The sequence below is a fragment of the Bacillus sp. FSL K6-0972 genome (genome assembly GCF_037976035.1).
GTDB lineage: Bacteria > Bacillota > Bacilli > Bacillales > Bacillaceae > Bacillus > Bacillus haynesii.
Genome location: NZ_CP150260.1, coordinates 239,680 through 258,485, shown reverse-complemented (window position 1 = coordinate 258,485; position 18,806 = coordinate 239,680). Strand labels below are relative to the sequence as shown.

The 18,806-nt window shown below is 45.8% G+C and carries 20 protein-coding genes and 1 pseudogene; 11 read left to right on the top strand and 10 right to left on the bottom strand.

Annotated elements, in window-relative coordinates; translation table 11 throughout:
• Positions 1 to 24: 24 nt before the first annotated feature.
• The 3 genes from MKX80_RS01500 to chbG form a co-directional block, all read right to left on the bottom strand.
• Positions 25 to 801, bottom strand: coding sequence for a MerR family transcriptional regulator (locus tag MKX80_RS01500; RefSeq protein WP_268293115.1), 777 nt, complete (start codon positions 799 to 801; stop codon positions 25 to 27).
• A 123-nt stretch (positions 802 to 924) separates the two neighbouring features.
• The gene (locus MKX80_RS01495; RefSeq protein WP_154999385.1) at positions 925 to 2,298 is read right to left on the bottom strand and encodes a PTS transporter subunit EIIC; all 1,374 of its coding nucleotides are present in this window, start codon (positions 2,296 to 2,298) and stop codon (positions 925 to 927) included.
• Positions 2,299 to 2,311: 13 nt separating this feature from the next.
• Positions 2,312 to 3,052, bottom strand: coding sequence for a chitin disaccharide deacetylase (gene chbG / locus MKX80_RS01490; protein WP_268315810.1), 741 nt, complete (start codon positions 3,050 to 3,052; stop codon positions 2,312 to 2,314).
• 209 nt (positions 3,053 to 3,261) lie between these two features.
• Here chbG and mmuM point away from each other — a divergent pair, with 209 nt between their 5' ends.
• From mmuM to MKX80_RS01475, 3 genes are read left to right on the top strand one after another with little or no spacing between them, the layout of a single operon-like run.
• On the top strand, positions 3,262 to 4,209 hold the full coding sequence (mmuM, locus tag MKX80_RS01485; RefSeq protein ID WP_268342554.1) for a homocysteine S-methyltransferase: 948 nt from the start codon (positions 3,262 to 3,264) through the stop codon (positions 4,207 to 4,209).
• On the top strand, positions 4,209 to 5,663 hold the full coding sequence (mmuP, locus tag MKX80_RS01480) for an S-methylmethionine permease (RefSeq protein ID WP_268293118.1): 1,455 nt from the start codon (positions 4,209 to 4,211) through the stop codon (positions 5,661 to 5,663). The genes mmuM and mmuP overlap by 1 nt, the downstream gene beginning before the upstream one ends.
• A 26-nt stretch (positions 5,664 to 5,689) precedes the next feature.
• Entirely contained in the window at positions 5,690 to 6,070 is a 381-nt protein-coding gene (locus tag MKX80_RS01475; protein ID WP_154999382.1) for a DUF2512 family protein, read from the top strand.
• Between the two features lie 43 nt (positions 6,071 to 6,113).
• Here the strand turns inward: MKX80_RS01475 and MKX80_RS01470 are convergent, their stop codons facing one another.
• Complete coding sequence (locus tag MKX80_RS01470) at positions 6,114 to 6,995, bottom strand: Virginiamycin B lyase (protein ID WP_268316683.1); 882 nt, start codon at positions 6,993 to 6,995, stop codon at positions 6,114 to 6,116.
• Positions 6,996 to 7,341: 346 nt separating this feature from the next.
• On the opposite strand from MKX80_RS01470, the gene MKX80_RS01465 reads away from it, so the two are divergent.
• Positions 7,342 to 8,106 (top strand): sulfotransferase family 2 domain-containing protein, encoded by a 765-nt coding sequence (locus MKX80_RS01465; protein ID WP_268316684.1) that lies wholly within the window; start codon positions 7,342 to 7,344, stop codon positions 8,104 to 8,106.
• Between the two features lie 154 nt (positions 8,107 to 8,260).
• On the top strand, positions 8,261 to 9,028 hold the full coding sequence (locus MKX80_RS01460; protein ID WP_216930631.1) for a SurA N-terminal domain-containing protein: 768 nt from the start codon (positions 8,261 to 8,263) through the stop codon (positions 9,026 to 9,028).
• 38 nt (positions 9,029 to 9,066) lie between these two features.
• On the opposite strand, the pseudogene MKX80_RS01455 reads toward MKX80_RS01460, so the two are convergent.
• From MKX80_RS01455 to MKX80_RS01445, 3 genes and pseudogenes are all read right to left on the bottom strand, one after another.
• Positions 9,067 to 9,312: pseudogene (locus tag MKX80_RS01455) on the bottom strand (ATPase); the annotation flags it as partial.
• Positions 9,313 to 9,337: 25 nt separating this feature from the next.
• A complete protein-coding gene (locus MKX80_RS01450) occupies positions 9,338 to 10,393 on the bottom strand; it encodes an iron-containing alcohol dehydrogenase family protein (protein WP_216930629.1) in 1,056 nt (351 codons plus the stop codon).
• 18 nt (positions 10,394 to 10,411) lie between these two features.
• On the bottom strand, positions 10,412 to 11,170 hold the full coding sequence (locus tag MKX80_RS01445; RefSeq protein WP_216930627.1) for a hypothetical protein: 759 nt from the start codon (positions 11,168 to 11,170) through the stop codon (positions 10,412 to 10,414).
• On the opposite strand from MKX80_RS01445, the gene MKX80_RS01440 reads away from it, so the two are divergent.
• The gene (locus MKX80_RS01440) at positions 11,133 to 12,077 is read left to right on the top strand and encodes a LuxR C-terminal-related transcriptional regulator (protein WP_268342553.1); all 945 of its coding nucleotides are present in this window, start codon (positions 11,133 to 11,135) and stop codon (positions 12,075 to 12,077) included. The genes MKX80_RS01445 and MKX80_RS01440 overlap by 38 nt on opposite strands.
• Before the next feature lie 109 nt (positions 12,078 to 12,186).
• Here MKX80_RS01440 and MKX80_RS01435 read toward each other — a convergent pair whose 3' ends face one another.
• Entirely contained in the window at positions 12,187 to 13,098 is a 912-nt protein-coding gene (locus MKX80_RS01435) for a restriction endonuclease (protein ID WP_326077442.1), read from the bottom strand.
• A gap of 166 nt (positions 13,099 to 13,264) precedes the next feature.
• On the opposite strand from MKX80_RS01435, the gene MKX80_RS01430 reads away from it, so the two are divergent.
• The 5 genes from MKX80_RS01430 to MKX80_RS01410 all read left to right on the top strand — a co-directional run bounded on the left by MKX80_RS01430 (position 13,265) and on the right by MKX80_RS01410 (position 16,585).
• Complete coding sequence (locus MKX80_RS01430) at positions 13,265 to 14,101, top strand: AraC family transcriptional regulator (RefSeq protein WP_268342552.1); 837 nt, start codon at positions 13,265 to 13,267, stop codon at positions 14,099 to 14,101.
• Positions 14,098 to 15,006: a DMT family transporter gene (locus MKX80_RS01425; protein WP_216930620.1), complete on the top strand. Its 909-nt coding sequence runs from the start codon at positions 14,098 to 14,100 to the stop codon at positions 15,004 to 15,006. Before MKX80_RS01430 ends, MKX80_RS01425 begins: the two co-directional genes overlap by 4 nt.
• Positions 15,003 to 15,422 carry a DUF2000 domain-containing protein gene (locus MKX80_RS01420; protein ID WP_216930618.1) on the top strand — a complete coding sequence of 140 codons (420 nt, stop codon included), beginning with the start codon at positions 15,003 to 15,005 and terminating at the stop codon, positions 15,420 to 15,422. Before MKX80_RS01425 ends, MKX80_RS01420 begins: the two co-directional genes overlap by 4 nt.
• 202 nt (positions 15,423 to 15,624) lie before the next feature.
• Positions 15,625 to 16,074 (top strand): hypothetical protein, encoded by a 450-nt coding sequence (locus MKX80_RS01415; protein WP_154999371.1) that lies wholly within the window; start codon positions 15,625 to 15,627, stop codon positions 16,072 to 16,074.
• A gap of 37 nt (positions 16,075 to 16,111) precedes the next feature.
• Positions 16,112 to 16,585 (top strand): hypothetical protein, encoded by a 474-nt coding sequence (locus tag MKX80_RS01410; RefSeq protein ID WP_268342551.1) that lies wholly within the window; start codon positions 16,112 to 16,114, stop codon positions 16,583 to 16,585.
• Positions 16,586 to 16,625: 40 nt separating this feature from the next.
• Here MKX80_RS01410 and MKX80_RS01405 read toward each other — a convergent pair whose 3' ends face one another.
• Together MKX80_RS01405 and MKX80_RS01400 are read right to left on the bottom strand one after the other, a co-directional pair.
• Positions 16,626 to 16,886, bottom strand: coding sequence for a YiaA/YiaB family inner membrane protein (locus MKX80_RS01405; RefSeq protein ID WP_020449960.1), 261 nt, complete (start codon positions 16,884 to 16,886; stop codon positions 16,626 to 16,628).
• Between the two features lie 150 nt (positions 16,887 to 17,036).
• Entirely contained in the window at positions 17,037 to 18,671 is a 1,635-nt protein-coding gene (locus tag MKX80_RS01400) for a Na/Pi cotransporter family protein (RefSeq protein ID WP_154999369.1), read from the bottom strand.
• Positions 18,672 to 18,806: the final 135 nt, after the last annotated feature.

Sequence of the window (18,806 nt, the reverse complement as noted above, 5' to 3'; positions counted from 1 at the left end):
CGGCATGTTTTATAATTTGCCTTTTCATCTGCCGTTTTCGGGACAGAAATCGTTGTGAATCATGTAATATTCGAACACCTGCTGCAACCACGCTTCCTCTTCATTTGTAAAAGGTGAAGAAAACTTCTCTGCCAGCTGCTGTGATTCTATTGTCTCCATCTGTCCTAAAGCCGACAGCACGCCCTCCCCGATAAATTCCAAACTCGTCTTCATATACCGGTCTGCCATTTCCTGCACCTCGGGGTCATCAACCGGTTTTCCCATGAGCCGCTTGGCTTCCTTAGATAAACGAACATACTCTTGATCCAATTTGGCCATCTCTGCTTCTGATTTGCCGAATACATCATCGGCAAAACTTTTGGACACCTGCTGTTCAAGCCATTTACGCTGTTCCTTCTCCGTCTGGATGCTGTTCAGCAGGCTCATGAAAACAGAGCTGTCAATTTCCTCTTCCTCCTCCAGGAGACCGATCGTCCTGTCGATCGCTTTCAGCCCTGTTTCAATATGCTCCTTTTTCTCCTCAAGCACCCTTTTCTGCTCCTGCAGCGCCTCAATCAGACCAGCATCGAAGCTCGCATCCTTCATGAAAGCGCGAATTTGTTCAAGACTGTACCCCAGAAACTTAAAACATGTGATTTTCTGCAAATCTTTCGCATCTCTGTCTGTGTAGAGACGGCGGCCGGTGCCCGGTTGTTTTTCAGGTTTCAACAAGCCGATTTCATCGTAATAATGGAGCGTCCGAATGGATGTCCCTGTCATTTCTGAGAAAACACCGATTGAATAATACTCATCTTTTTTCATAAGAGTCACCTCCAACTGACGATTCATACCCATCATAAAGCCTCACGCTGCTGGAGGTGCAAGCTTATTTGTTCAAAAATCGCACGATGCAGCGCAGATTTTCTTCAAAAGCAACTTCAGTTTTTAATCCGGCGTAGATTCGTCGATCAAGTTCTGCAAGTCTTTTTTTACATTCCCCGCATCCGTTCCGATCACAATCTGAATATGATGCCGGTCAATTTTGATCACACCGTGCGCTCCTAATTGCTTTAATTGTGCTTCATCCGCCAATGACGTGTCTTTTAATTTCAGTCGTAAACGGGTTATACAGTTTTCACAAGTCACGACATTCTCGCGGCCGCCGATATGCTTAAGAATACCTGCAGCTATAGACTGATGCAGCCGGTTTCCTTCAGGCGTTTCCTGTTCCCTTCCGATCACCGGAACGTTTCGCTTTGTAATCACAAAGTAAAACGTAACATAATAGAGGGCAAAAAAGGCAAGGCCGACCGGTATGATCAATAATCCGCCGTCTGATAAATTAAGATTCAGCAAATAATCGATGGCTCCCGCACCCCATGAGAAGCCGTGACGAATCCCCAGCAAACAGAGCACCGCTCCGGCAAGTCCCGTATAGACCGAGTGAAGAAAGTACAACAAAGGCGAAGTAAATAAAAACGTGAATTCAACCGGTTCCGTAATCCCGGTGATCAGCGATGTGGCTGCTCCGGAAGACATGAGCGCTTTCGTTTCCTTTTTTCTCGTTCTGGCTGCATGCGCTATTGCCAAAGCGATCGCCGGAATGCCGAACATCATCGTGATAAAAAATCCGCCTAGAAAGTAGCCGGCAGTCGGGTCTCCATTCAAAAACCGTGTAATTTCCCCTGTCACCGCTTCTCCGGACGCCGTCTCATAGCGCCCAAGCCCAAAATATATATACGTATTCATGACATGGTGAAGTCCGAACGGCAGCAAAAACCGATTCAGAAATCCGAACACAAAAACCCCGAAAGCGCCAAGACCCACAAGCGACTGGCTAAAAGCGTCGATCGCCGCCTCTGCATATGGCCAGACGACTGAAAAAAACCCGGCCACCGGAATGGTCACCAATACGATCATTGTAATTGGAAACTTCTCTCCGCCAAAAAATGAAAACATGCTTGGCAGCTTTGTATGTTGGAATTGATTATAAATGAAAGCCGCCATCAGGCCGGCGAGCACCCCGCCGAAGACGCTCATATCAAGGTCGGGATTCAAGATGCCGAGCCCTTCTTTTAATACGGTAATCGCCAAATATCCTGTCAGCGCAGGAATCCCTTTATCTTTTGAACGGGCAAGACCCATGGCAATGCCGATTGCGATCAGAACATCCATATTGTTCAAAATCACGCCTGACGCTTGAAAAAGCGGTATATTCAGCATATCTTCCGCAGAAAGCCGCAGCAGCAGGCCGGCGATCGGAAGAACGGTAATCGGAATCAGCAAAGACTTTCCCAGCAGCTGAAGAATATGTTTCATTCCGGCATTCTCCTTATATCAAATTCCTAAATGATACGAGCTGAACATCCGCAAGCTTGTTCAAGCGGATGACAACGTCCGGATCGGTTAAAAACTCAAGTTCATCGACTCTTGGATAAGTATATGAAGAGTTCGCCAAAAGCTCCTTATCGAGGTATGCCGGGTGGGTCATGACCTCCACGGTATTATGTTCTTCAAACAGTTCAGAGACGGCTTCTTCATCCTTTAAAGCCGCTTCGAGCACAGGTGAAAAAGAGTCTGTTGTTTTCACTCCTTTTTCCGTGATTACGGCACTCTCCATATTACGCCTGACAGGCAGGCGATACTCTTTGGCGAGCGTCAAAAATACGTCTGAGATGTGCGGATAAGCGTTGATGTGATGGTGGCTGTCCAAATGATCGGGTTCCAAGCCCATGTTGACGCTTGTTTCAATCTGCGCTTTCCACTCGCGGTATACTTCATCAGCATCTATCGTAAAAGCACTTTGATAAAAAGCGAGATTGCGAAAATTCCCCTTTGCATCCACGATCGTCCGGTGATCAGACAAAAGCGGCCTTCCGCAGGTCAACACCAAATGTACGCCGATTCCGAGTCCGGGCGATTCGCGAGCCAGCCGGACCGCGTGACCTGAGCCCGGCATATTCGTCATGAACGTCGCTGATGTTAAAATCCCGAGCTTATAGGCATCAATAATTCCGTAGTTCACACCTCTTGAATATCCAAAATCATCAGCATTGATAATCAGTTTTTTCATCCATCTGATACCCCTTATCTGTTTTTTTAAAAAAATATGCGGCGACGGACGGTTTTACCCTAAATAGAAAACGACAAAGGTGACTAGTGAAAACTGATTTTCGGTAGATTGACAAAAGTACCCGCGTCTTTTAAACTATTTTTCATATATTTTTAAAAACTCTAAAAAAAGGAGGCCGGGGTCTCGGACGACAGAGCCTCAACAATTAGATGACAAATCCGATTCGATCTGCTTTACAACAATTCCCTATAGTAATACTTGACGGCGCGATGGCCACCGAGCTTGAACGGTACGGCTGTGATTTGAACGACAGCCTGTGGTCTGCGAAAATTCTCATCGAAAACCCCGAGCTTATCAAACAGGTTCACATGGATTATTTCCGTGCGGGCGCCGATTGCGCGATTACGGCCAGCTATCAGTCGACGATTGAGGGTTTCACAAAACGCGGACTCAGTGAACAAGAAGCGCTCCTCCTCATCCGGGAGTCTGTCCGTCTTGCTGTAGAAGCACGCGATGAATTTTGGGCGGCGCCGGAAAACCGCGAAGGCCGGACTAAACCGTTTGTAGCCGCTTCAGTAGGCCCTTACGGCGCTTTTTTAGCGGATGGTTCCGAATATCGGGGAAACTATGGCGTCACAGAAGATGAATTGGCCGATTTTCACAGGCAGCGAATGGGCGCTTTAATCAATGCGGGCGCCGATATTTTGGCTTGTGAGACAATACCGTGCTTTTCAGAAGCAAAAGCAATCGTTCAGTTATTAAAAGAATTCCCGGATACACATGCGTGGATCAGTTTCAGCGCTAAAGACGGACGCCATATCAGCGACGGCACGAAAGCCGGCGAATGCGCGAAATGGCTCGACCAGCATGACCAGGTTGCGGCAATAGGCGTAAACTGTACGCGGCTGGAGCATGTCTCATCGCTGATCAGCAGTATCAAAAAGCATACAGCTAAACCGATTATCGTCTATCCAAATTCCGGTGAACAGTATGATCCGGAGACGAAAACATGGCATGGCGCGGCATGCCAAGCTTCTTTTGGAGAAAGCGCCCGCAGCTGGTATAACCAGGGGGCACAGCTGATCGGCGGCTGCTGCAGAACAACGCCTGAAGACATAAAAGCCGTCGCCGACTGGGCAAGAAAGCTGGAGGTATGATGGAACAGTCAAACAGCAATCGTCAGAACTTTCAAAGAAAAATGCAAACAAGACACCTTATCATGCTCTCCTTAGGAGGAGTTATCGGCACGGGCCTTTTCTTAAGTTCAGGTTATACGATCTCACAGGCGGGGCCTGCCGGAACAATTTTAGCCTACTTAGTTGGGGCTCTGATCGTCTACCTTGTCATGCTCTGCCTCGGCGAATTATCGGTCGCCATGCCTGTCACTGGATCGTTTCATATATACGCCGCCAAATTCATCGGACCGGGAACCGGGTTCACCGTCGCCTGGCTTTACTGGCTGACCTGGGCTGTCGCGCTCGGTTCGGAATTTACCGCTGCCGGTTTATTAATGCAGCGCTGGTTCCCCGATACTTCGGTCTGGCTGTGGAGCGCGGTTTTCGCTGCACTGATTTTCGTGTTCAATTCTGTCTCAGTGAGATTTTTTGCCGAATCTGAATTTTGGTTTTCGAGCATTAAAGTGCTTGCCATTATATTGTTTATTATTTTAGGAGGAGCCGCGATATTCGGCATCATCCCGATACAAAATGCGGACTCTGCACCGCTTCTTTCAAATTTTGCAGGAGAAGGCGGACTCTTTCCGAACGGCTTCCTTCCAATTTTTATGGCGATGCTCTCCGTGAATTTTGCGTTTTCGGGTACGGAGCTGATCGGAATTGCCGCCGGAGAAAGCGCCGAACCGGAAAAGAACATTCCAAAAGCGATCAAGACAACACTCTGGAGACTGGTGCTTTTCTTCATCGGAACGATTTTCGTGCTTTCGTGCCTCATTCCGGTTAAAGAAGCCGGTGTGATCAAAAGCCCGTTCGTCGTCGTCTTTGACCGCATCGGTGTTCCATACGCGGCCGACATCATGAATTTTGTAATTCTGACGGCTCTGCTTTCCGCGGCCAACTCAGGCTTGTATGCATGCTCCCGGATGCTCTGGTCACTGTCAAAAGAAAAAACTTTGCACCCAGTATTTCAAAAGCTGACTTCACGGGGAATCCCGTTGAACGCGCTGATCTTCAGCATGATTGGCGGCATTCTGTCGCTGCTCTCCGGCGTTTTTGCGCCTGATTCCGTCTATATCGTTCTTGTGTCGATTTCAGGGTTTGCCGTTGTTGCCGTCTGGATGAGCATTGCAGCCTCGCAGTTTATGTTCCGCAGACGCTTTTTGGCTGAAGGAAACACTGCAGACGACTTAAAATACCGGACACCGCTTTATCCGGCTGTACCGATTGCCGCGTTTCTATTATGTCTGGCATCTTGCATCGGCATTGCCTTTGATCCGAACCAAAGGATCGCCCTTTTTTGCGGCGTGCCATTTATGGCGTTATGCTATATCATCTACTATGCAAGAAACCGAAAAAATAGCGTGAATCCGTCTGAGCCCGTTAAAAATGCAAGTTTGCATGTTTCGTTTTCTGAATACGAGGAAAAGAAAAACTAAAATCTCGTATAAAGGAGCGAATTGTTATGGAACATGTGAAAGCCCTTGCTATTAAAGGCATCATGACGATTGTCATTCTGTACCTTGTTCTCGGGCTCGGGTTTAGTTTCAGTTTTGAAAACACCCTTTTCATCACGATTGTTCTTGGCGCAGTATCCTATTTGCTGGGTGATTTGTTTATTCTGCCGAAGACCAATAACATCACGGCCACTTTAGCCGATTTAGGCGTCGCTTTTCTTGTCGTTTGGCTGATGGCTCTTGCAATGGGAACGGCTGCAAACACCGCTGCATTGGCCGCGTTTTTTGCAGCAGTCGCTACGGCAGTCGGTGAATACATCTTCCATTTTTACTTAATGAATAAAGGCCTTGGCTCGCCCAGCCGCAGAATGGAAACGAGAACGGAATAACATGTGAAAAAAGAACGTCCAGTTTGCTGGACGTTCTTTCATTTCAGATCGAGATTTTCCCAATACGGCCGCACTCTTCTGCAAACCAGATCGAATGGGCTGGTCCGGCCGCTATCCCGTGCGGTTCAGAATCTGCCGTCGTGATTGGATATTCCGTAATATCCCCGTCGACTGTAATGCGGCCGATTTGGCCTGCACCCCATTCCGTGAACCACAGGGCCCCGTCACCGCCGGCGGTAATCGCGTGCGGGCGTGCATTGGCTGTCGGAAGCGGGTGTTCGCTGATCTTTCCTGAGACTGTAATTCTCCCAATTTGATTTTCGTTTATTTCTGTAAACCACAAAGCTCCGTCCGGTCCGGCAGTGATCCCGACCGGGCCGGATTGTGCTCGAGGGAGCGGATACTCGCTGATGTCTCCATCTGCCGTTATTCGCCCGATGGAACCGCTTTGATTTTGTGTAAACCAGAGTGCACCGTCTGCTCCCATTGTAATAAATGACGGGAAGGCGCCGGGTTTGGGCAGTTTATATTCTGTTATTTCGCCTGAAGATGACAGCCTGCCGATTTGATGTCCGGCCATATCCGTATACCACATAGCATCGTCACAGCCTTCAGCGATCCCAAACGGGGCAGTACCTGGGGGAAGGGCATACTCGATTATTTCCCCTTGAGGCGTGATTTTGCCGATTTTCCCCGCTTTATACTCTGTAAACCATAGCTCACCGCCAATCCCGGAAGTAATAATCGAGGCGCCTGCGCTCTCCGTCGGAATCGTATATTCGGTGATATCCCCAGACTCTGTGAGCATACCGATCCGATTCCCCTTTTGTTCAGTAAACCAAATGCGCCCGTTTTCACATACGGCGATCCCGTACGGACCCGATTCCGGGTCGGGAACGTGATATTCAGTCATGCGCATCTGCATGAACGTCCCTCCCTTTATCCTATTTTCCTTGAGCATCTGATCTTTCAGAACGCTCCCAGGCATTACTCATTTTCATGTTACCTCAGGCGGAGCATGCAGTGAAACAGAAAATTCCATCAATATGAACTGTACAGGCTCACTCTAGTATCATAAGATAGCTTTAAATCATTACTTATTTTTATAAATATGGATTAATAAGGATTTTTCACTGAAACATATTCATATCATTTTGAAAAATTTTCATATTATCACCCTATCAATTCATTGCCAGCGGCATAGTTTGTTTATAAAGGCAACCGCTGCCAAAGGCGGGTCCTTAACCAAAAGAGAAGTGGATGTGTTCTGCATGTTTGAAAATGAGAGACTGAAACGCTTGATTCACCTTTATACCCCTCTTTTTGCGAAGGATTTTCCAATCATTCTGTTCTGGATTCCAAAAAGCGGCTGCACAACGCTGAATCGCTGGTTCTTTTTCCAAAACGGACTGCTTGAAGATGTCGATCGAAGATGCGCCGGGGAAGTTCATCACTACAGAAATACGATCTATACGCAGCAGCCGAATTATGTGAAGGATCTTCTGGCAGATTTAAGAGAGGGGAAAAAGGACACTTACAAGCTTGTACGCAACCCTTTCCGGAGAGCAGTCAGTTCCTTTCTGGCGGCGATTTGCTCCCCGAATTTTATCTATCTGTTCAACAGTGACATGAACACAGGGCTGTCTTTCAACCAATTCTTGCATCATCTAAAAGATCTCGGGCCGGATATTAACGCCATTGACCGTCACCTTGGTCCCCAGTATATCGAAGGAGAAGAAGAGTTTGTCGCCAATTATATTTACCTCGAACAATTCAGCGCGCAAATCAGAGAGGTTGAAAACAAATACAAATTATTAAAATCTCCGGTATCACAGCTGTCAAAATCACCGCACCATCTCTCCGATACTATGCTTAAAAAAGGAAAGTTCGCGGACACCGTTTTGACCATGTCATCCTTCGACTGGGTGTTACCGACTTTTGAGAGCTTTTACAATGACGAAACAAAAGAATTGGTGCAGGACATTTTTGCGAAGGACTTCGAAGTCTACGGCTTTGATCCGAAGTATATCAAGTAAACCGGAACTCGGCCATCACATTACGATCTCCTTTCAATTCGATTACATTTTGGAAAATTGATTCCAAATGGTTTCTTTTTCAGAGACGATCGTTTAGAATGCCCACTAAAGGTAATTTTAAGATTCACTTCTGTTTGAAGAAAGGAGATATATTATGAAAAAAGGCATATCATCTCTCATGATTGGATTATTGGCTGTCGTGTTGGGCGCCTGCGCTTCAAATCATGATGATCAGCAATCCCAGACAAAAGATCAAGCGAAAACAGCCCAAAGCGGGCAGCAGGATCAAGAAAAGCAAATGAAAGCCATGCAGAAAAAGCTTGATCAGCAAAAAGTGGATGAAACAAAAACCGTGGCTGTCGTAAACGATGAAAAGATCACAGGCAAAGACTATAACAGCGTATTATCAACCGCACAAATGCAGTATCAGCAAACAGGACAGGATCCGACTTCAAAAAATGCGGCACAGCAAATCAAAAAGCAGGCGATCGACAGCCTGATCGGACAGGCTTTAATTACCCAGGAAGCAGACAAAAAAGGCTACAAAGCATCTGAGAAAGAAATTGAAAAACAGCTGGACGAAAGCAAAAAGCAGTATAAAAACGATCAGGATTTTGAGGAAGCGGTCAAAAAAGCCGGCTTAAACATGAACACGCTGAAAAGTGACATTGCCAACAGTATCAAAACGGAAAAATATATTGATAAAGAACTGCCGGCAGATCAGGTCACAGACAAAGAAATCAAAGATTACTATGATCAATTTGCCGCGCAGCAAAAAGACAGCGGACAGAAAAACACACCTGCGTTTAACGATGTCAAGAAGCAAATTCAAGACATGCTCAAACAGCAAAAAAGACAGGAAAAACTCGGACAGCAGGTCGAAAAACTGAAGAAAAGCGCCGATGTGAAAGTGGAAATTTAACAAAGTCAGCCATCCTGTAACGGATGGCTGACTTCGTTTTATTTATCAATATCTTTTTTGGACAGATGGCCGTCTTTGATCACAGTCTCATTGATATTGCCTTTCGTAACGGCATACGGCTCAAGTAAAATCGCCGGTACTTTGGCTTTGCCGTTTTCGACGGTTGTATCGGTTTGAATCGCTTCGCCTTTCGCCACTTGAACAGCCATTTCAGCGCCTTTTTTGGCGAGCGCGGGAATCGGTTTATAAACGGTCATCGTCTGTGTACCGTTCACAATTCTTTGGTTTCAAAGGCGTATAAACCCGGGTTTATTCGAGCGACTCTATCGCCGCAATCACATCGGCTTCATGAAAAGATCCCATCAAACATAAAGATTCATCCGGACGCGCGGCATGGGCTGCGATGATCCGTTTGGCCGCTTCAACGTTTTCAAAAATGCCTAAATCACTAAGTCTTCTCGGAAAACCGAGCCCTTCATAAAAGGGAATCAGTTCGGCGATTTCACCTGTCCGCCCTTCTAAAGCAAGCTGCACCAGTATCCCGTAGGCTACCTTTTGGCCGTGCAACACACGGTGGGTTTCGGGGATGAACGTTAAGCCGTTGTGGATTGCATGGGCCCCGGCCATTCTGCCGTAGCGGCCCGCATATCCGCCTACTGTGCCAGCCAGCGCAATGACCGCTTCGAGGACATTTGTGAAAGATGAGGAGGATTCGCCTTTTTCTAGGCTTTCTATGGCTTTCAGGCTTTCTGTCAACAAAATATCCCGAATATAGACAGACTGCCTCAGCCCTGTCTGAACCATGATGGAAAGCGAATCTTCCGTATTTCTGATGATCGCTTCGGCCTCATACCATTTCGCAAGCGTATCGCCGATTCCGCTTTTCACATAAGCGATCGGTGAAGAGAGGAGCAGCAGCGGATCGACCAGCGTCAAATAGCTGGAGCGCTTATGATATTGGACGCCCGAAAAGTTGCCTTCATCATCATAGATGACGCTTAACGGCGTGCTTGCCGCGCATGTTCCAGGGATCGTCGGAATCGTCATGACTTCAATGTTCAACAAATCGGCGGCTGCCTTCGCCGCATCTAAGACGGTTCCCCCGCCTATTCCAATGATGACGTCTGCCGATTCTGCTTCCTCTGCTGTTTTTTTAATCTTACTTAAGGAACTGCAGCCCGTATGCTGAACAACTTTCCAATCGGCTGGAAGTGTTGTATAACGTGTAAAAGCTTTAAACGATTTGATCCCCGTAATGATGACGGGGCGTTCGAATGCATTCGCAAATGACGGCAGTTCTTTCGCGATCCCCTCTCTGCAAACGTATTGGTTCGGCCCGCTTCTGACAATATCTTCAGGCTGCATATTTCCCCACTCCTTCTATTATTTTCTAATATTTATCATCTCACTTTCTAACAAGATGTCAAACGATATCACAAACCGCTCGCCGGTTTCTTTCTGCTTTAAGCAGGTCTCTCTTCCTTCCCATTCAAGCTCAAACAGCTGTTCCAAGTGATATATTCCGTGCGGAAAGCTTCCGGTATACAAAGCGGAAGCGGCTGCAGCGGCTGTCTGTGCGGTAATGAATGATTCATTTTCGCCGAGTAGCGCGATGCCCGTCCCGGCGCTCCGGCCGTTTTTTAATCCTTCAGCATCCACCTTTACCGCGTATTGCGCCGATCCGATGTTGAGCGCCCCCAGCATACGGACCGCCAGATCTCGAATTACCTTATTGTTTAAGAGCTTGACTGCGCCGATTTTTTGCATGGCAGCAATCAGCGCTGTGGCAGGCCTTGAATCAAAGCAAAGCCGGGTAGAAACAGAAGGGACGGCTAATGTGCCTGGCAATGTCACCTGGTCGGAAAAAGGAAACCGGTACGCTGTCCTGCGCCCCAATCGCCCGCCAAAGTTTGTCCGCCGGCCGTCTGTAAAACTGCTGACTTCCATCAAGCGTCCATTTACTTTCACATCATATACCATATTCAGATGGTCAACTGTCCACTCGATCGCCGCTTTTCCGTGGCTGTCTCCTAAACCGAGCATGATCGCAATATCAATGCAGCTCGTCTCATCGAGAGCCTGGGCAGCTTTCTGCGCAAGTAAGTTGGTAAGCCCCGGAGCCAGGCCGACTGTTGACCCCAAGACCCTGCTGTCCATCGGAGCCGTCACAGACGATCAAATTGAAGCAATCCATCCACAATTATTCGAGCTTGAGTACGCGGATGAGGATGCGAATCGATTCGTAGCCTTAATTCAGACACGGCAGACAGCGGCTATATTAAGCGAAACGGTCAAAGGAGACCTCCGGCAAAGCAAACGCTACCGCAATTTTCTGGAGCCGGCAGGCTTTGGAGATGAATTGCGCGCCGTTCTGCTCAGCAAGGGGGAATGCTGGGGATACCTCACACTGTTGAGGGAAAGTGGACAGCCGCTGTTTACAGAAAAGGATAAGAGCCTGCTCGCTTCTCTCGCACCGCTTATCGGCCGGCATCTTCAGCAATTCAGACACCATCTGCCAAAAAAAGACGTGTTTCACATGAAACATGTCGGAGGCATTCTGATTTTGTCGGAAGATCTGCAGCCCTTGTCATGCAACCGAGCAGCCCTCCATTGGCTGAACATCTTACGCGGCTGGGAAAGAATCGGCAGCGAAGCCGTGCCGAGACCCGTCCGGGCCGTCTGTACGCGCGCAGCGGCTAAAACTGCTGCCCCGGCAAAAACGATCATCTCGATTCCAGGCTATTCCGCCCTATCCATTAAAGCGAGCCGTTTAGACGGCTTTGGCCCGTCAGGCCAGATCGCCGTTTCATTCGAGCCTGCTTCACCCGCAGAAACCATTCCGCTGATAGCAGAAGCCTACAGCCTGTCCGACCGGGAAAAAGACATCGCTTACCGGGTCATCCGCGGACTATCAACAAAAGCCATCGGAGACGAATTGCATATATCGGTTTACACCGTTCAAGACCACTTAAAATCGATTTTTTTGAAGACCGGCGCAGGAAACCGACGGGAGCTGATGTGGAAGCTGCTTGATGATGTGCTGAAGTGAGAAAAGGGCGGCTGGAAGCATGCCCTTTATTTTTTCGTCTAAATGGCAAGGCAGTTTTTTTACCATGTTTCGGTTTTCCAATACGTATGTCTAAAGAGGACTCTTATATTTATTCATCAAAGTAATCAAGGTCAATTTTTTTTATTGTGTATGTCGTTACTTCAGAAACCCCAATTCCATATTTCAGCATATATTCAGCTAACTCTTTACCGTTTATTAGAATAATTTTCTTCTCTATTTGATTTATGTATTCTTTCGCACTTATCGTATACTCAGAAGTAGTAATGAAAACCCCTTTTTTTGCTCGATGTCCTTCTAAACTCCCGGCGAATTTTTGAATCTCCGGACGCCCCACATTTCCTTCCCAGCGTTTCGCTTGTACATAAAGCATGTCTAAACCTAATATATCTTCCTTAATAATTCCATCAATTCCACCGTCTCCACTGCGGCCGATCGCTTTTCCCGCATCTTGAATAGAACCTCCGTAGCCCATAGCTACCAACAACTCAACAACCAAACGCTCAAAAAATTCAGGCGTACAACTCTTCACTTTATCTAATAATTCTTCTTTAATTTGCTGCTGAATAACTTCATAGCTTTTATCTATTTGCTCTTGCGGAGTTAATTCATTTTCGACCTCTTTCTCGGAAAAAACTTCTCCTTCACTCTTTTGATTTAGAAAAGTCTGTATGCCTTTATACTTCAATAAATCATTCTTTGACAACTTATTGATTGATGGATCATTAATCAATTCCTGCCCACTTTCAGTGATAACAAAAGTTGCTCTTCTGACGATACGCAGTAAACCTGCTTTGCTTAAGTATGTTCTCGCCCACCCGATCCGATTATGATAGACAAGCTGTTTCCCGCTTGGTAGTCTTTCCTCTTTTTCCTCGTCTGTCAATTGAAAATGCTCTGCTAGGAAACTGTATGCTTCTTGTAAAGAATGTTCTTTTTTATCCTTTAATAAAATAAGAAATGGATACATAAATGCTTGAAAGTCTGGAATAGCCAATTTCACACCTCATTTATTAATTTCTATAAAATGTAACTCATCATTTAATTATCTCATAGTAGCTGTTTTGTTGTACAAGTGAATTTGTAGAAATTCTTCCTAAGCAACATCATACAAGAAATCTCCCAAAAACATGATAAACTTGAACATCATCACACCAAGGAGGCCCGCTATGCGAAATGAAACCCGCACGCTTTTCCTCGACCCTGATCTGAATGTTGAAGCCTACCGTTTTAAAGGCATTATGCAGAAGTTTCCAAATCACTTTCACGAGTATTTTGTGATTGGTTTTATTGAGAAGGGGCAGCGCTATTTGCTTTGCAAGGGAGAAGAATACATCATTAATCAGGGCGATCTCGTGCTTTTCAATCCTTATGACACGCACAGTTGCGAGCAGATTGACGGAAAAGCGCTCGATTATCGCTGCATAAATGTGATGCCTGACGTTATGAGAAGATGTGTGAAGGAGATCACCGGGACCGACAGCCTCCCATATTTCACGGAGAATGTCTTGTTCCGTCATGAGCTAAACGCGAGCTTGAAGGAGCTTCACATTCAAATTTTGCAAAAAGAAAAAGCCCTGAAAAAGGAGGAGCTTTTTCTCAACCTTCTCGAAGAGTTGATTCGTACGTATTCTGATGTCACGTTTCTCGAAAATGCACCTGAACCGTCCGACGAAGTCAAAGCGGTGTGCGGTTATTTGGAATCCCATTACCAGGAGAACATTACGCTTGAACATTTAAGCAAGCTGACAGGCTGGAGCAAGTATCACCTCCTGCGGTCGTTTACGAAGCAGAAAGGAATTTCCCCCTACAGCTACTTGGAAACCGTCCGTATCAATCATGCGAAAAAGCTGTTGGAAGAAGGCGTAAAACCAATCGATGCCGCTTTCCAAACAGGCTTCAGCGATCAAAGCCATATGACGAAATTTTTCAAGCGGCAGGTCGGGCTGACGCCGAAACAATATATGAAAATCTTTGAATATGACAGGCAGGAGATCAAAGGATGAAGACAAGACGCGAAACCGCCGGACACCTCGCAGCTGTCATCACGATCATCATCTGGGGTACCACTTTTGTCTCGACAAAGGTGCTGCTTGAGGATTTTGCGCCCGTAGATATATTGTTTTACCGGTTTCTCATCGGGTTGATTGTGCTGATCATGGTGCATCCGCATGTGCCGACATTCCGGAGCTGGAGACAGGAAGCGCTGTTTGCGGGAGCAGGTTTATGCGGGGTGACGCTTTATTTTCTGTTGGAAAACATCGCACTTACTCTTACCTATGCCTCAAACGCCGGCATGATCGTCGCGGTTATTCCGATGATCACCGCGGTATTGGCGCATTTTTTCCTTTCGGGCGAAAAGCTGGAGCCCCGCTTCTTCATTGGATTCGCCGCCGCTTTTACAGGACTTGCGCTCATTTTCTTTAACGGACAAATGATGCTCAAGTTGAATCCGCTCGGCGACATTCTTGCAGCTGCCTCCGCATTCGTCTGGGCGGCATATGCCATTTTAATGAAAAAAATCAGCACATTCGGTTACCATACAATCCAATGCACACAGCGGATCTTTCTGTACGGCTTGCTATTCATGGTTCCGGCTTTGTTCCTGTTTGATTTCCGCTTCGACGCAAGCCCTTTTGCCTCCCCCGTCAATTGGTTGAACATCCTGTTCTTAGGCGCAGGTGCATCTGCGCTTTGCTTTGTGACATGGAACTGGTCGGTCGGTGTGCTTGGGGCGGTAAAAACGAGCGCTTATATCTATATGGTACCCGTCATCACCATTGCGGCATCGGTCGTCATTCTGCAAGAAAAATTGACATGGGTTGCTTTTTGCGGAGGAGCGCTAACATTGGCCGGGCTTTATATTTCTGAAACAAAACCAAAACCGCAGCTGAAGGAGGAACAAATTTGATAGAAGAGACAAAATGCACATTGATCATCGATGAAAGCCTGCCGCTCGGGCTAATCGCCAATACAGCTGCAATCCTGGGGGCGGCACTCGGCAAAAACAAACCCGGCCTGCTCGGAGAAAATGTAACGGACGGCTCGGGAATCGACCATTTGGGTATCGTCAAACTTCCAATCCCCATTTTAAAAGGCAATGCCGAGCTGCTTCATCAATTAAGACAAAAGCTATTGACCGACGAATTCAACGATATTCTGACGGTCGATTTCACCGATGTCGCGCAAGGCATTCATACATATGAAGCATATATTGAGACATTTCAAAGCACCGCAGCTTCCGATTACCGCTATTTTGGAATCGGCGTTTGCGGCGATAAGAAGAAAATTACGCGGCTGACAGGAAGCTTGGGGCTGTTGAGATAAAATAAAGGCACGATTCGATGCTCTTCTACAGTCATAATATTTCACTAACAACCAATACTCAACTGGACTTTTTACTGCAATAACATTTAAACTAAAATACAAGGTACATCATATCTCCGATTAGGAGATTTTTTTGTTCGTAAAGCTCTATAGAAAGAAGCACAATTGCTGCTTGCAGCAACACTTGTGAGGGGATGATCATATGAAAAAAGACAAAGAAGCATTCCAAAAAGCACAAAATATGATGGATACGATTAAGCTTTTTAAAAGTGACGACAAACTTCTGCATTTTCTTTCAAACCAAGATTCTCTTTCTCTTAACCAATTGAAAGTCTACTGCTCTGATCCCGGATTCCCGTCCAGTTTGTTTATGAAAATCGGCTTATCCTGCAGCGTGTCTGCCATGATATTAAATGTTCTGTTCTTAATCAAGACAAAAGATTTCTTTCCCAGTCTGCCGATTATACCTCTATTATTCATTCTGTTTACGATTGGCTGTGCCCTTTGGTTTTATTTTCAGATACTCAAATGGGGAAGAAAACCTGTTCAGCTTCCCCAGCATTTCGAGCATAAATCCGGATTCGCAAAAATAAATAGGATGATTGATTTTGTTTTGGAACAAAAATACCAAAACACACTAAAACATGACTGAATACAGAAATTGATCCAAACAAAGCGAGGCAATTGATATGAAAAAAGATAAACAAATGCTGCACAAAACGAAAGAAGCCGCTGATATTGTTATGTCCTACGGCAGTGAAAATGATGAAGAGCTGCTCGCTTATCTTGCCAAACAGGATGTTTCCCTTTTAAGCAGACTGAGAGTTTATTTTTCGAATCCAACTTTTACATTAATTTATTTTATTAAATGGGCTTTTACCAGCAGTCTGATTGCTGCATTTTTAACAACTGTCGCTTCCGATACAATACCATATATCCATACACCCGGCATTCTCCTTTACCTGCTGGCCGTTTTGTTTTTGCTATCCACCTTCACGCTAATCAGGTTTTTCGTCATGGCCCGAAAAGGTGTTTTACAACAGATTAAGCACTTCGCCAAAAGATCAGAAAATGCCCGAATCGTAAGCATGATTAATTTTGTTTTAAAACAAAACTATAAAAACGTCCAGAAAAACTTGGATACTTCAAACCGCTCTTTCTGAACATAACAAAAAGGCATCCTTAAAGATGCCTTTTTTCTGCTTACTCACCGCTAGACAAATTCTGTCTTCTCTCCTGCTCCGCAATGATTTCATTGTCTTCGGCGTTGTCTCTTGTCACTTTCTGCGTCAAAATCGCGCCGACCGCCACTAAAATCATCACCGCTATGTAATAGCCTTTTTCATTGAGCTGCAGGTTGTCCGCATTGTAAAGGCCGATACCGAACAAAAAGACCCCCGCAAAAAATGTGAAATATGACATAACCGTAAAGGCCGTTGTGTTTCTTCTTCTGTGTTTCTGCATCTTAATACCTCCTAAAGAATAAAACTATTATACTTGATTTAGGCCTCCAGAAGAAGAATGTTCTTCCTTTTCACACACAATTTAGTAAATATGTCACGACGCGATAAAAAAGACCTACAAAACAAAAAAACCGGGAATGACTCCCGGATTTTAATGCTTTTCTTCGCCTAAAACAGCTTCTGCAATATTGACGGCATGGTCGCCGATCCTTTCCAGGTTGCTGGTGATATCGACGAAGATCACGCCGGCTTGTCCGCTGCATAATCCGTCGTTTAAGCGAAGAATGTGCTTTTTGCGAAGCTTGCGTTCCATTTTATCGATTTGATTTTCTTTTTCGACTACACGTCTTGCGGCATCTTCGTTATTTTCCCCAAGAGCTGTGATGGACTCCTTAACGGTGGAAATGGTCAGGTCAAGCATTTCTGTTAAGTCCGCCATTGCAGCTTCGGAGATTTTTACCCTGTTGGATTGCTGGTACTCACCAAGCTCAACCAAGTTTTCAAAGTGATCGCCGATTCTTTCAATGTCTCTGACTGTGTCCATTAACATATGATGTTCTTCAGATTCTTGTTCAGAAAGCGTAGTGGCTGACAGCTCGATCAAGTAATCGGTTATTTTCCTGTCCAAATTGTTAATCGCATCTTCTATTTGAAAAGCGCTTTGCGCATGTTTTGCCTGTTTTGTATTAAAAAACTCTTTTGTTTCCTCAAGTCCCTTTACCGCAAATTCACCCATACGCAATACTTCTTCTTTCGCCTGTCCCAGCGCGATTGAAGGAGATTGCTGAATGAACAGCGGATCAAGATGTGTTGCTTTATAGTCCACAACCGAATCTTTGCCCGGAATAAGCTTCGTAACAATCAAAGCCAATATGCCGACAAACGGAAGCTGAATCAGCGTATTCGACGTATTAAAGATCCCGTGGGCAAACGCAATCACCATCTTAGGGTCCAGTCCTATAGAGGATTGAAGCATTAAAATCAAAGCTGTGAACGGCTTCAGCAAAATCAGGAAGATTGCCGTTCCAATCAGGTTAAACAATACGTGAACGGCCGCAGCCCGTCTGGCTGCAACGGAGGCGCCAAGAGATGCCAGTACAGCGGTAATTGTCGTACCGATATTGTCTCCGAATAATACAGGCAGCGCGCCATTTAGATCTATTAATGAATCAGCAAACAGCCCTTGCAGGATCCCGATGGTTGCACTTGAACTTTGGACGAGAACTGTGAAAAGCGTGCCGACAAGCACACCGAGAACAGGGTTCGCACTCATGCTGACTGTTAAATCATGAAAAGCTTCAACCGTCCGGAGCGGCTTCATTCCGCTGCTCATTAATTCCAAACCATAGAAAAGCGCACCAAATCCAAACAGAATTTGTCCGAGGTTCTGAAATTTTTTACTCTTTAAGAAAAACAGTAAAAATGAACCAATGGCGATGATCGGAAGCGCATATGCACCAACGTCAAAGCCGATAATAAATGCCGTGACCGTCGTTCCGATGTTCGCACCCATAATGACGCCGATCGCCTGGCGGAGGGTCATAAAGCCGGCGCTGACGAGACCGACAGTGATAACGGTCGTGCCGGAACTGCTTTGAATTAAAACCGTGACAATTATACCAGCCAAAACACCCATTAGAGGGTTGCTTGTAAAACGATCTAAAATGTCTCTCAGCTTATCTCCAGCTGATTTTTGGAGTCCTTCTCCCATAAACTTAATACCGAGAAGAAAGATCCCGAGACCTCCAATGAATTCAAAAAGCAATTTCTGCACATCTATTTCCAAAGTCTTGCCCCCCAATTCGACATAAATCTACAAACCAAACACTATGATTATGATGGAGATTAAAGCCTATGTAAACGATTCAAATCGAAAATTTACAATAACTTAACATTGCCGGCTGACGATTTACATTCCCTT